We start from the raw sequence: 13,373 nt of genomic DNA on the forward strand, positions 1-13,373 counted from the left end.
AAGAAAAAACACAGCAATCCTGTTTCTCATTTTAAGAGAGGCAAGCTCGTTGTGTTTCTTTTATTTTTTAACGTCTATTTGACAGGGAGCGGTTCGAGAAGAGTCTCTCGTTTTTGTTGATTTATTTCATCGTAGGGAACAGTAATACATCACGGATAGAAGTGACATCTGTCAACAGCATAATCAAGCGGTCAATTCCAATTCCGAGACCTCCAGTTGGTGGCATGCCGTATTCAAGAGCTTCTACGTAATCGTAGTCGATACCAGTTGCTTCATCATCTCCGAGTTCCTTGGCTTTAGCTTGCGCTTCAAAACGCGCTAATTGGTCGATTGGGTCGTTCAACTCGGTAAAGGCGTTGGCAAATTCACGTCCAACGATAAAGAGTTCAAAGCGGTCTGTAAAGCGTGGGTCATCCGCATTTTTCTTAGCTAGTGGAGATACTTCTACCGGATGACCATAGATAAATGTAGGCTGAATTAAGGTATCTTCAACGAAGTCTTCAAAGAAAGCATTGATAATGTGACCAACCGTAAAGTGTTTTTCAACTGTTACATGATGTTCTTTAGCCAGCGCAGTTGCTTCTTCGAGAGTCATATCTTTCCAGAAATCAATGCCAGTTTGTTCTTTAATGGCTTCTAGCATGTGTTTACGTGCAAATTTGCGACCGATAAAGATTTCAGTACCTTGATAAGGGACACTTTCAGCATCTGTGACAGCTTTCGCCGCACTTTGGATAATTCCTTCCGTCAAGTCCATGATATCTTCAAAGTCTGCGTAAGCCTGATAAGCCTCGATTGTAGTGAACTCAGGATTATGAGTAGCGTCCATACCTTCATTACGGAAAATGCGTCCCATTTCATAGACACGCTCCATACCACCAACAATCAGACGTTTTAAGTGCAATTCGGTTGCGATACGAAGTACCATATCAATATTTTGTGCATTGTGATGAGTAATAAATGGACGAGCAGCAGCACCACCGGCTTCGTTATGTAGCACAGGCGTTTCAACTTCAAGGAATCCTTGGTTGTCAAGATAGCGACGGATTTCAGAAACGATGCGGCTACGAGTCACGAAGCGTTCAAAGCTTTCACGATTGGAAATCAAATCCAAATAACGCTTACGATAAATCGTTTCAACGTCTGTTAGTCCATGGAATTTTTCTGGTAATGGACGAAGTGCTTTAGAGAGGTGTGTAATGTGAGTTGCTTTAATCGAAAGCTCTCCCATATCTGTACGCATAACCTCACCTTCAATACCAAGGAAGTCGCCAATATCTGCTTTTTTGAAAATTTGATAATTCTCTTCGCCGACAGTATCTTTTCTGACATAGATTTGAATTTGACCTTCACGGTCTTGGATATGAGCAAAACCGACTTTTCCTTTACCACGCTTGGTCATAAGGCGGCCAGCAATTGTAGCAATTTCAGCTAATTCGTGCAGTTCTTCTTTTGTTTTATCATTATATTTTTCTTTTAGTTGGGCAGAATCTGCAGTACGTTCAAAACGTTTACCAAATGGGTCAATACCTTGTTCTGCTAAAGCAGCCATTTTTTCACGACGAATCAGCTGCTGGTCATTTAATTCTTCAATATGTTCAGTAGTCATATTCTTCCTCCTAAAGTTTACCTTCCTCATTCTATCATAAATAAGGCAGAAATTCACCTATAAATAAAGAAAAAACCGTGATTTTATACGCTCACGGTTTCAATTGTTTTTAAGTGGTCAACATTGTTCCAATCAAGAAGTGTAAAATGTTCAAAATCTTGTGTTTCAAGAATGGTGACACTTCCATTTGTAAGACCGCCCTGCTGACGAAGTTGAGCAAAGTCATACCCTAATAACAAACGTAAAGAAGCAGTTAAATTCGCTCCATGACCAACAAAAAGAAGATTTTCATAAGATTGTCCTTTTTGTGATTTAATGAAGTCTATTGTACGTCGTGTAGTATTATAGACCGATTCTGCACCAAAAATAGAGTTGTTGAATTTTGCCAAATTATGACGAAAAGCTTGCATCTGATGAGGGTAGATGGCGGTAATTGTAGAGATTTTCTGTCCTTCTAGGGAGCCAAGTTGCCATTCGCGTAGCTCTGTATGTGGTTCAACAACTGATGAATATTGATTTTCACTACAGATGATCTGTGCAGTTGCCATTGCGCGTGGTAAATCACTTGAAAAAATCTTGTCAAATTTAATGTGAGCCATGTGTTTTCCAAGCAAGTGCAATTCTTCAATAGAAGTCTCAAGCAGCGGTGAATCACCATTGGCTCCTTGAAAGCGTCCTTCTAAATTCCATTGAGTTTTTCCGTGTCGAACGAAGTAGAGTTTCATACAGTTTCCTTTCTATTTTGAATCCTCTTTTATGTCTGCAAAGGTTGCCTCGACAAAATTTGCTAATTCCTTTGCGTTTATTTCAATACTGTGTCCTAATTCTCCAGCTGAGACAATAATAGTCTCGCGTGTTAAAGCTGAATTGTCAATGTAAATAGGAAAGTGGTGTTTTTGCCGAATGCCGACAGGATTATTTGCGCCATGGATATAACCCGTTGTTTTTTCCAACTCTTTTTGCGGAATCATGCTGACTTTTTTGTTGCCAGATATTTTAGCTAGTTTTTTTTCTGCAAGGTGTTCTGTTATGGGCACAATTCCAATGACTGTTCCTGTTTTATCACCTGTTAGAGCTAATGTTTTATAAATTTGTGAGCGCTCTATTTCTTCAGGTAATTGTCCTTCTAAAGCATTAATTTGGAGGCCTTTGTGAGGAATTTTTGCTTTTGTTAAAATTTGCTCTACAAGAGTTTTCTTAATTTTTGTTTTTTTAGCCATTATTTATACTTTTCCTCCAATTGGTTCATCCAAGCACCCAACCAAGTTCCTAATCCAAAGAAGAACGCAGCAGTAACAAAGGTAATGATAGAAGTATTAGCATAATGAATACTTTCGCTATTCCCATGATTTGGTACCAAGATGAGAACAGTGCTAGATAAGACAATCCCAATGATAAAATGGTACACTCGAGAATGATAATTTTCCAAAGCATAATGCATAGATTTTGAAAAAATTACAAGTGCGAGTAGACCGCCGATTCCAATTGGTAAAAAAGTTCCTAAAATATCTAAAGATTTGAAACCGATGAGCATAGGAGAATACAGTCCCAAAATTAAAAGTAAATTTGAAGGACTCAAGCCTGGAACGAGAATTCCCAGTGCGATAAGGGCACCAGCTAAAATAAAAGTCAAGAAATTTGCTGGCAATGTTCCGACTAAACTATTGAGGAAATAAAGGCAAACCCCAGAAATGAAAAAAGTGGCTACGAACCAAATGACATCGGTTCGATCGCGATCAGATTCTCTGACAGATTCGTTTAGCAAACTTGGAATCGTACCAATAATCGCTCCTGCAAATCCCCATAAAACAATGATTTTATAATGCTCTAAGAGATATTCAACTGGCAGGGAAAATAGTGCAATCCCTAAAACTATTCCAATACCAACAGGTAAAAAATAAAGTACATTTTCACGAAAATTCTCTTTTATATGCGCTAAAAAATAAATCATCCGCTCGTAAATCCCCAAAATAGCGGCTAAAACTCCACCAGATACTCCGGGGAGAATAAATCCTAGCGCGATGACAATTCCCTTAAAAATTCTTATCAACCAAGAAATCATCCATTACTCCCTAAACTTTTCTATGTTAGTTATTATATCATATTTAGAAACAAGAAAGTAGTGATAACTGGACGAGAAGAAAAGAAAAACTCTGCAAAGTTTTCGATTCAAACTATTACAGAGTTATTATTTTCCATTACCAAATAACTTTTTAAATGTTTTTGTCTGATTTTTTAAAGGAGATAGCTGATTGAGATCGACATCATGTGCAAAACCACTAATTGAGCCTTGTGATGTGTATTGATGTAAATCATATTTCAAGTCTGTCTTAGGGGCAGCGTTGTAATAACCGTCATTATAGCCGTAAGTTGGAATCCAAATAGCTGTGAATTTCTTAGTTGAGATACTGTGTTCTTCAAGGAAATAGGTTCCGACATAAATCCCGATGTTCTTAGCACCCAATGATGCTAACTTAGCGCGAAAAGCTTCAACACCAGCATTCATGTCATCCATAGTTTTTTCTTCAACATCTAGCCAGTAGTAGGTAGGTTTGTATTTTGAAGCGGCTTTATAAAAACTTTCGGCAGCTTTTTGCATTTCTTTCTTGTTGCTACCAGCCACATAAGCATAGACAGCGACAGGAATATTTCGTTTTTGAAATTCTTCTATGTGGCGTTGATAGGATTTATCAATTCCGTTTAAGTGAGTAGCTGCATTTTCTTTTTTTGCTTGTGCTCCGCTATGCACGCGTATAATGGCGCCAGAAACATTTTTTGCTAGTACATCATAGTTAATATCACTTGGCAATTGCCAGCCAGACAAGTCAATGATTGGTTTATAGGATTTGTCTGCTTCATCAGAATCTGAAGTATCAGTTGACTGAGAAGCAGCTGATGTTTGTGTAATAGCGTCCTTTTGCTGTTTAGTTTCCTTGCTTTCTGAATAATGCTTCGCTCCTAAAATAATCGCAATGAAGCTAACAAAGAAGACAAAGACAACAAGCGGTTTAATCCTCTTTCTCATATAATTTCATTTTAACGTAAAGTCAGATAAAAAGCAAAATAAATTAGTAGAAAATAAGTATTTGTCATCAAATTGAAATATTAAAGAAAGCGGTTTATTGGACATAATGGTGAAGAATGCTTATAAATCCTTTTCATAGACTCAGCTTATTGTTCTTTTTTTAGTTAAAGTTTAGCCTAGATACTGCAAGGATTTAAAAAATACCGTTCGTTAAATACTTTTTTTTTACCTTGGAAAATGGTATAATGTTCGGTGAAAATTTAATAATATTAGGTGAACTATGAAAATTGATAAACGCCACCTGCTGAATTATTCCATTTTGATTCCTTATTTGATTTTATCTATTTTGGGATTGATAGTTGTTTATTCGACATCAAGTGCCACTTTAGTACAGGTGGGAGCAAATTCGCTCAGATCTGTTTTAAATCAAGGAATTTTCTGGGCAATCAGCTTACTTGCCATTGCTTTAATTTACAAAATAAAGTTAGATTTCTTAAAAGACAATCGACTGATTGTCATTGTTATTTTTGTGGAAATCTTGCTTTTAATTTTATCTCGCTTCTTTGGTGCCCGAATCAATGGTGCACATGGTTGGTTGCGATTTGGTCCGATTAGTCTCCAGCCGGCTGAGTATTTAAAAATTATTCTGATTTGGTTTTTAGCACAGCGGTTTTCTCATCAGCAAGATGAAATCGCAACGTATGACTATCAGGCTTTAACACAAAATCAACTGATTCCACGCGCACTGAACGATTGGCGAATTCTGGTCGTGGTGCTCATTGGGATTGTGGCAGCGCTGCCTGACTTGGGGAATGCGACCATTCTTTTGCTGACGACCTTAATCATGGTAACGGTTAGTGGGATTGGTTATCGCTGGTTTTCAACTCTTCTTGGGATATTGGTCACTCTTTCCACAGCGGTTTTAGCAGGCATCTGGTTGATTGGTGTGGAAAAAGTTGCTCAGGTTCCTGTGTTTGGCTATGTAGCAAAACGATTTAGTGCCTTTTTTAATCCCTTTAAAGATTTATCAGGCGCAGGTCACCAGCTAGCTAATTCCTATTACGCCATGAGCAATGGCGGTTGGTTTGGCTTAGGATTAGGAAATTCTATCGAAAAACGTGGTTATTTGCCAGAAGCACAGACAGACTTCGTCTTTTCCATTGTTATTGAAGAACTTGGATTTATCGGTGCTAGCTTGATTTTAGCCCTCTTATTTTTCCTTATTTTGCGGATTATTCTTGTGGGAATTCGAGCGAAAGATCCATTTAATTCTATGATGGCTCTTGGTGTCGGTGGAATGCTACTGACACAAACGTTTGTCAATATTGGAGGAATTTCCGGCTTAATTCCTTCGACGGGTGTCACCTTCCCCTTCTTATCACAAGGTGGAAATAGTTTGTTGGTGTTATCCGTAGCGATTGCTTTTGTGTTAAACATTGATGCCAATGAAAAACGAGAAAGTTTGTATAGAGAAATCGAAGAAACCAATCACGGTTTAAGAATTATTCGCTAACGTTAGATTGAGCAAAGGCTTATTGAAAGGTGTAGATTATGTCACTTCAAAAATTAGAAAATTACAACAATAAAGAAGTTATCAAAGAAGAAGTTACGATTCTGACGGACTTATTAGAAGAAGTTACAAAAAATATGCTGAGTCCTGAAACCTTTGAAAAAATTATTGCTTTAAAAGAATTAGCAGCAGCTGGAAATTATGAAGGGTTAAATGAGATTGTTCAAAGTCTATCGAACAAGGAAATGTCTTATATTTCTCGTTATTTTTCAATCCTGCCTCTTTTAATCAATATTTCAGAAGATGTGGATTTGGCTTTTGAGATTAACTATCAAAATAATGTGGGGCAAGATTATCTTGGGAAATTATCCACAACGATTGATTCGGTTGCTGAAAAGGAAAACGCTGCTGAAATTTTGGAGCATTTGAATGTGGTTCCTGTTTTAACAGCTCACCCAACTCAAGTGCAACGAACGACTATGCTGGATTTGACCAATCATATTCACGTTTTGTTGCGTAAATACCGCGATGTGCGAATGGGCTTGCTCAATGAGCAAAAATGGCACAATAATCTTCGTCGGTATATCGAAATTATCATGCGGACAGATATGATTCGTGAGAAGAAATTAAAAGTGACCAATGAAATCACCAATGTGATGGAATACTACAATAGCTCTTTCTTGCAGGCGGTGACTAATTTAACAGAAGAATACAAGCGTTTAGCCAAACAGCACGGGATTGACTTGAAAAATCCAACTCCCATAACAATGGGAATGTGGATTGGTGGCGACCGAGATGGAAATCCGTATGTCACATCTGAAACGTTGAAAAAATCTGCTTTGACCCAATGTGAAGTGATTATGAACTATTACGATACGAAAGTTGCTAATTTGTACCGTGAATTTTCTTTGTCAACAGGTATCGTAAAAGTTAGTGAAGCGGTGCAGGAAATGGCTTATCTGTCAGAAGATAATTCTATTTACCGCGAAAAAGAATTGTATCGTAGAGCCTTCTACTATATTCAAACAAAACTAAAAAATACAAAGACTTACTTTATTGATCAAATAAAAACCGAGCCACATTACCACAAAATTGAAGAATTTAAACATGATTTACTAGCTATCAAGCAGTCTCTTCTTGAAAATAAAGGCGAAGCAATGATTTCTGGTGAGTTTACTGAGTTGCTTCAAGCAGTAGAAGTATTCGGTTTTTACCTTGCTTCCATTGATATGCGTCAAGATTCCAGTGTTCATGAAGCCTGCGTTGCGGAGTTATTAGCGAGCGCAGGAATTGTGGAGCATTATAGCGAGCTTTCTGAAGACGAAAAATGTCACGTTCTGCTAAATGAACTTCTCTATGATCCGCGGATTCTCTCTGCAACACATGCTAAAAAATCTGCCCTTTTGCAAAAAGAATTAGAGATTTTTCAAACGGCGCGTGAGTTGAAAGACAAGCTAGGAGATGCGGTTATTAAGCAAACCATTATTTCTCATGCTACGAGCGTGTCTGACCTTTTAGAGTTGGCTGTTATGCACAAGGAAGTTGGTCTCATTGACAAAGAATTTGCGCGTGTACAGATTGTGCCGCTCTTTGAAACCATTGAAGATTTGGATAATTCCTATGACACGATGAAGAAATACTTATCTCTTCCAATTGCCCAGAAATGGATTGCCTCTAATGACAATTATCAAGAAATCATGTTGGGCTATTCGGACAGCAATAAAGACGGTGGTTACTTATCATCCTGCTGGACTCTTTATAAAGCTCAACAGCAACTGACCGCTATCGGAGATGAATTTGGTGTGAAAATCACCTTCTTCCACGGTCGTGGTGGAACGGTTGGTCGTGGTGGCGGACCTACTTATGAGGCCATTACCTCTCAGCCTCTCCGCAGTATCAATGATCGGATTCGCCTGACAGAGCAAGGAGAAGTCATTGGCAATAAATACGGAAATAAAGACGCAGCGTATTACAATTTAGAAATGCTAGTGTCGGCAACGATTAACCGTATGATTACTAAGAAAAAAAGTGATACCAACACGTCTAACCGCTACGAGCGCATTATGGATCAGATAGTGGAACGAAGCTATCAAATTTATCGTGATTTGGTTTTTGGCAATGAGCATTTTTATGATTATTTCTTTGAATCAAGCCCGATCAAAGCTATTTCCAGCTTTAATATTGGTTCGCGACCGGCTGCGCGTAAAACCATTACTGAAATCGGTGGTTTGCGTGCCATTCCGTGGGTCTTTTCATGGTCGCAAAGTCGGGTGATGTTCCCTGGTTGGTATGGTGTTGGATCCAGCTTTAAAGAATTTATTGATGAAAATCCAGAAGAAAATCTAGCTTTTTTGAGAAAGATGTATAAAAATTGGCCTTTCTTCCAATCGCTTTTGTCCAATGTAGACATGGTGTTATCAAAGTCGAATATGAATATCGCCTTTGAATATGCTCAATTGTGTGAAGATAAAGAAGTACAAGAAATTTATTATACAATTTTGGATGAGTGGCAATTAACCAAGAATGTTATTCTTGCCATTGAAGATTATGACGACCTGTTAGAAGAAAATCCCTACTTGCGAGACAGTTTAGACTATCGTATGCGTTACTTTAACATTTTGAATTATATTCAGCTAGAACTCATCAAGCGCCAACGCCGTGGAGAATTATCCTCGGATGAAGAACGATTGATTCATATCACAATCAACGGAATTGCGACAGGACTGAGAAACTCAGGCTGATGTAGAATGAAAATGTAGGATGATAACGAATACTTGTGTGTAATAAGGTTTAGTTGTGATGAGTAAAAGAAAGATTTTTAATGGTATTGTTACAGTAGGCTTTATATTATTTGCTAGTATTAGTGTTTTTACTGACATGAGTAACTTAATAAGCTTCATAGGATTGGCAAGTTTGCTGATTATACTTATTTTAGGCAATATTTATTATCGACACCTTAATGAAAAAAATAATAACACTCGAAAATATATGCAGATAAGAAAGATCAGTATTTGGTTCTTTTATATTTTTCTGCTTTGTTTATTGATAGTAATCTGTGTAATGCTTACTTTTGGTAACAGCATTTCGCTTGCTACTCAAAAATTATTGGCTTCTCTACTATGTGTTTTCATATTTTGCATGTTAGTAGCAGGTTATTTATATGAGTATCATCGGTTTCAAAATTCTAAAGTATTTTCAGAAGCTAGAAGGCTTGGTATAGCAATAAATCCCAAGCACCCAGTTAGACGTGCCATTTATGTTGCTGCTTTCATTGTAATTGCTGTTATTTTTTCTTTAATAGTATTTTTGGGACCAACACATTAATTCATATGTCTTGGCAAGAGTAAAAAGTGTAAAAATCGGATTATTTCCGATTTTTTTATATCCTTGTAACCAAAAACGCTTCCAATTCGTTATACTAGTGAAGGAAGGGGGATGAGAATATCAAATTAGATGATTATGAAAAAGTCTTGATTGCCTTTGCGAAAGAAATCGTCTATTATCTGCAAGGCTCAGGCGTTCCAAAAGAGCAAGCAGAAGATGTTGTTCAAGATGTTTTTATCAAAATGCTAGAGTCTGATTTTGTCATCCCTGCTGAAAAAATGCGAGCTTGGATGTATCGTGTGTCTATTCGCCGCTATATTGACAAATACCGGCGTGATAAGCATTATATGGAAATTCTGCGACGAGATTTTTTTTACAAAGGAAAATCAATTGATTGTTGAAGGATCAGACTACGACTTTCTAGTGGAGGAGGTAGAAAAGTTGCTAACACAGGATAAAATCATGTTGGATCTTTATTATTTTCAAGGGTTTTCAACAGGAGAAATAGCAGAAGTACTCCATTATTCTAAGAGCAAAGTCAAAGTTCAGCTCATGCGCAGTCGAAAGAAACTTCGACAGATTTTGGAAAAGAAAGGATATTATCATGGAAACATTTGAAATCGTTGCAAAGAAAAACAAAAAGAGAAATATCAAGCGGATTATCCTCTGGTCAACAACAGTAGTGGTAGTATTTTTTGGAATATATATTGCTGTTCGTATGATTGCGGGAAAACTCATCAGCGACCAAGCTTGGAAGATGGTCAATGAGGTACAACTAGTTGAAAGCATAGCCTTTCCTAATATTGAAACGTATACATGGTCTGCTAATGGTGGGGATATGTTCCACGGTGGTATTAAAGGTAGACAGGCAAAAGATATTTATGGGATTCCGCTAGACTATGGTGAATACAAGACAGATTTTGGAATTTTTAATATCGATCGAGGAACTCTTTTTCATGCAAATTCTGGCAGATATACAGAATCTGGGGCAACTATTCAAATAGAAAATAATCAAAAAGTGCCACAATTCTACAATAAAAATGTGAAAGAGGAGAAGGGAGAATCTGTCCATGAACCAACCCAAGAACTTCCTTATATCAAAGAAATGAAAAATCAACTGGTAGAAGTGGCTCTGACTTTTGATAAACCATATAGTTTAAAAGAAATTTGGGCAATGATCCCTAAGAACCTCAAGACCAATTGGTATTGGATTGGTACAAATTTAACAAGCGATCCAAGCTGGTGGCAACCAAGCAATCTATATGGTACGAGTCCAGATTATCTAACGCAAAAAGAATATCTTCACAAAAAGGAAGCAGAAGAATCTATTAAAAACCTCAAAGAAGGAGAGAAATTGAGTGATAGACTTTCCAAAATGAAGGATGTAGATGGATTCTTGGCTAATCTGAAGAAATATATTAAAAGTGGATTTGGAAAAAGCAGCTACAATAATGTAACTCCGTCAGATGACATTAAAACCTACTTGAAAAAATTTGGTAAGCTAGACTTGTCTAAGAAAGAAGACCTAGAAAAATTAGAGTTCTCAGGCGTCATCTTGACAGGAAAAGCTGAAAATTTTGCTTAGTTGGAAGGTAAGGAGTGGATTTACGCATCAAGTATTGGGGCTTCTACACCAAATCAACCATACTACAAGTTGGACAAAGAATAAATTGATAAAAAAGGCGTAAAATGCTTGCAATTTGAAGAAAATTTGATAAAATAGTAAGGAAAGTTAGACTGTATTGCCTACTGTCTATCTATAAAATATATTTTATTGGAGGCTTTTACTCAAATGGCAAAAGAAAAATACGATCGTAGTAAACCACACGTTAACATCGGTACAATCGGACACGTTGACCATGGTAAAACTACCCTAACTGCAGCTATCACAACTGTACTTGCACGTCGTCTTCCAAGTTCAGTTAACCAACCAAAAGATTACTCATCTATTGATGCTGCTCCAGAAGAACGCGAACGCGGAATCACTATCAACACTGCACACGTTGAATACGAAACTGCTAAACGCCACTATGCTCACATCGACGCTCCAGGACACGCGGACTACGTTAAAAACATGATCACTGGTGCTGCTCAAATGGACGGAGCTATCCTTGTAGTAGCTTCAACTGACGGACCAATGCCTCAAACTCGTGAACACATCCTTCTTTCACGCCAAGTAGGTGTTAAATACCTTATCGTCTTCATGAACAAAGTTGACTTGGTTGACGATGAAGAATTGCTTGAATTGGTTGAAATGGAAATCCGTGACCTTCTTTCAGAATACGATTTCCCAGGTGATGAAATCCCAGTTATCCAAGGTTCAGCTCTTAAAGCTCTTGAAGGTGATGAAAAATATGAAGACATCATCATGGAATTGATGGATACTGTTGATGAATACATTCCAGAACCAGAACGTGACACTGACAAACCATTGCTTCTTCCAGTCGAAGATGTATTCTCAATTACTGGACGTGGTACTGTTGCTTCAGGACGTATCGACCGTGGTACTGTTAAAGTCAACGACGAAGTTGAAATCGTTGGTATCCGTGACGAAATCCAAAAAGCAGTTGTTACTGGTGTTGAAATGTTCCGTAAACAATTGGACGAAGGTCTTGCTGGAGATAACGTAGGGGTTCTTCTTCGTGGTATCCAACGTGACGAAATCGAACGTGGACAAGTTCTTGCTAAACCAGGTTCAATTCATCCACACACTAAATTCAAAGGTGAAGTTTACATCCTTACTAAAGAAGAAGGTGGACGTCATACTCCATTCTTCAACAATTACCGTCCTCAATTCTACTTCCGTACTACAGACGTTACAGGTTCAATCGAACTTCCTGCAGGTACTGAAATGGTAATGCCTGGTGATAACGTAACAATCGACGTTGAATTGATCCACCCAATTGCCGTAGAACAAGGAACTACATTCTCTATCCGTGAAGGTGGACGTACTGTAGGTTCAGGTATGGTTACAGAAATCGAAGCTTAATTCAATTAAGTTCCCAGATGAACAATTAAAGTCAGACAATGAGCTCCGCTGTTGCGGGGCTTTCTTTTTTATGATTTCATTCGACTCAGTCTTTATTTCTCTATTAAATTATGGTAAAATAATAGATGTAAATAAAAAAAGAAGAGGTATGTGAAATGTCACGTAAACCATTTATTGCTGGTAACTGGAAAATGAATAAAAATCCAGAAGAAGCTAAAGCTTTTGTAGAAGCAGTTGCAAGTAAACTTCCTTCATCTGATCTTGTTGAAGCAGGTATCGCAGCTCCTGCGCTTGATTTGACGACAGTTCTTGTTGCAGCAAAAGGTTCAAATCTTAAAGTTGCTGCACAAAATACTTATTTTGAAGATGCTGGTGCATTTACTGGTGAAAATAGTCCCAAAGTTCTTTCTGAAATGGGTCTTGATTATGTTGTAATTGGTCACTCTGAACGTCGTGACTATTTCCATGAAACAGACGAAGATATCAACAAGAAAGCTCATGCTATCTTCCGCAATGGTCTTCTTCCAATCATCTGCTGTGGTGAATCTCTTGAAACTTACGAAGCTGGTAAAGCAGTGGAATTTGTAGGTGCTCAAGTATCTGCAGCCCTTAAAGGATTGACAGCAGAACAAGTGTCTTCTCTTGTCATTGCTTATGAACCAATCTGGGCTATCGGTACTGGTAAATCAGCTACTCAAGACGATGCTCAAAAAATGTGTAAAGCAGTTCGTGATGTTGTAGCAGCTGACTTTGGTCAAGAAGTGGCTGACAAAGTACGTGTACAATACGGCGGCTCAGTAAAACCGAACAATGTAGCTGAATACATGGCATGTCCAGATGTTGACGGTGCCCTTGTTGGTGGGGCATCACTTGAAGCAGAAAGTTTCCTTGCATTGTTGGACTTTGTAAAATAATT

At 37.8% G+C, this 13,373-nt stretch carries 10 protein-coding genes and 2 pseudogenes; 7 read left to right on the plus strand and 5 right to left on the minus strand.

Translation table 11 applies throughout. From position 1 onward, the window contains the following. Positions 1–121: 121 nt before the first annotated feature. The 5 genes from lysS to ABKA15_RS03200 form a co-directional block, all read right to left on the minus strand. Positions 122–1,609: a lysine--tRNA ligase gene (gene lysS / locus ABKA15_RS03180; RefSeq protein WP_106388057.1), complete on the minus strand. Its 1,488-nt coding sequence runs from the start codon at positions 1,607–1,609 to the stop codon at positions 122–124. Between the two features lie 83 nt (positions 1,610–1,692). Continuing rightward, complete coding sequence (locus ABKA15_RS03185) at positions 1,693–2,334, minus strand: histidine phosphatase family protein (RefSeq protein ID WP_049533097.1); 642 nt, start codon at positions 2,332–2,334, stop codon at positions 1,693–1,695. A 12-nt stretch (positions 2,335–2,346) separates the two neighbouring features. Beyond that, positions 2,347–2,829 (minus strand): aminoacyl-tRNA deacylase, encoded by a 483-nt coding sequence (locus ABKA15_RS03190; RefSeq protein WP_049533096.1) that lies wholly within the window; start codon positions 2,827–2,829, stop codon positions 2,347–2,349. Next, complete coding sequence (locus ABKA15_RS03195; RefSeq protein ID WP_106388058.1) at positions 2,829–3,671, minus strand: DUF368 domain-containing protein; 843 nt, start codon at positions 3,669–3,671, stop codon at positions 2,829–2,831. Before ABKA15_RS03195 ends, ABKA15_RS03190 begins: the two co-directional genes overlap by 1 nt. 126 nt (positions 3,672–3,797) lie before the next feature. After that, complete coding sequence (locus tag ABKA15_RS03200) at positions 3,798–4,634, minus strand: glycoside hydrolase family 25 protein (RefSeq protein ID WP_186832661.1); 837 nt, start codon at positions 4,632–4,634, stop codon at positions 3,798–3,800. A 280-nt stretch (positions 4,635–4,914) separates the two neighbouring features. On the opposite strand from ABKA15_RS03200, the gene ABKA15_RS03205 reads away from it, so the two are divergent. From ABKA15_RS03205 to tpiA, 7 genes and pseudogenes are all read left to right on the plus strand, one after another. After that, a complete protein-coding gene (locus ABKA15_RS03205) occupies positions 4,915–6,147 on the plus strand; it encodes an FtsW/RodA/SpoVE family cell cycle protein (RefSeq protein ID WP_186832660.1) in 1,233 nt (410 codons plus the stop codon). Positions 6,148–6,185: 38 nt separating this feature from the next. Beyond that, positions 6,186–8,885 carry a phosphoenolpyruvate carboxylase gene (ppc, locus tag ABKA15_RS03210; RefSeq protein WP_186832659.1) on the plus strand — a complete coding sequence of 900 codons (2,700 nt, stop codon included), beginning with the start codon at positions 6,186–6,188 and terminating at the stop codon, positions 8,883–8,885. Positions 8,886–8,943: 58 nt separating this feature from the next. Beyond that, positions 8,944–9,468 (plus strand): hypothetical protein, encoded by a 525-nt coding sequence (locus ABKA15_RS03215; protein WP_186832671.1) that lies wholly within the window; start codon positions 8,944–8,946, stop codon positions 9,466–9,468. Positions 9,469–9,614: 146 nt separating this feature from the next. Continuing rightward, positions 9,615–10,086 (plus strand): annotated as a pseudogene (locus tag ABKA15_RS03220) (RNA polymerase sigma factor). Beyond that, positions 10,073–11,137, plus strand: a pseudogene (locus ABKA15_RS03225) (anti sigma factor C-terminal domain-containing protein). The pseudogenes ABKA15_RS03220 and ABKA15_RS03225 overlap by 14 nt, the downstream one beginning before the upstream one ends. A gap of 123 nt (positions 11,138–11,260) precedes the next feature. Then, positions 11,261–12,457: an elongation factor Tu gene (gene tuf / locus ABKA15_RS03230; protein WP_003023932.1), complete on the plus strand. Its 1,197-nt coding sequence runs from the start codon at positions 11,261–11,263 to the stop codon at positions 12,455–12,457. Between the two features lie 155 nt (positions 12,458–12,612). Continuing rightward, on the plus strand, positions 12,613–13,371 hold the full coding sequence (gene tpiA, locus ABKA15_RS03235) for a triose-phosphate isomerase (protein ID WP_049514349.1): 759 nt from the start codon (positions 12,613–12,615) through the stop codon (positions 13,369–13,371). Positions 13,372–13,373: the final 2 nt, after the last annotated feature.

Source organism: Streptococcus sp. KHUD_010, assembly GCF_040207525.1.
Classification (GTDB): Bacteria; Bacillota; Bacilli; order Lactobacillales; family Streptococcaceae; genus Streptococcus; species Streptococcus hominis.

Bases quoted from the DNA above. Each gene is read 5' to 3' on its own strand.
- ABKA15_RS03190 (WP_049533096.1), bottom strand. From the start codon at position 2,829: ATGGCTAAAAAAACAAAAATTAAGAAAACTCTTGTAGAGCAAATTTTA.
- ABKA15_RS03215 (WP_186832671.1), top strand. From the start codon at position 8,944: ATGAGTAAAAGAAAGATTTTTAATGGTATTGTTACAGTAGGCTTTATA.
- ABKA15_RS03200 (WP_186832661.1), bottom strand. From the start codon at position 4,634: ATGAGAAAGAGGATTAAACCGCTTGTTGTCTTTGTCTTCTTTGTTAGC.
- ABKA15_RS03205 (WP_186832660.1), top strand. From the start codon at position 4,915: ATGAAAATTGATAAACGCCACCTGCTGAATTATTCCATTTTGATTCCT.
- tuf (WP_003023932.1), top strand. From the start codon at position 11,261: ATGGCAAAAGAAAAATACGATCGTAGTAAACCACACGTTAACATCGGT.
- lysS (WP_106388057.1), bottom strand. From the start codon at position 1,609: ATGACTACTGAACATATTGAAGAATTAAATGACCAGCAGCTGATTCGT.
- ABKA15_RS03195 (WP_106388058.1), bottom strand. From the start codon at position 3,671: ATGATTTCTTGGTTGATAAGAATTTTTAAGGGAATTGTCATCGCGCTA.
- tpiA (WP_049514349.1), top strand. From the start codon at position 12,613: ATGTCACGTAAACCATTTATTGCTGGTAACTGGAAAATGAATAAAAAT.
- ABKA15_RS03185 (WP_049533097.1), bottom strand. From the start codon at position 2,334: ATGAAACTCTACTTCGTTCGACACGGAAAAACTCAATGGAATTTAGAA.
- ppc (WP_186832659.1), top strand. From the start codon at position 6,186: ATGTCACTTCAAAAATTAGAAAATTACAACAATAAAGAAGTTATCAAA.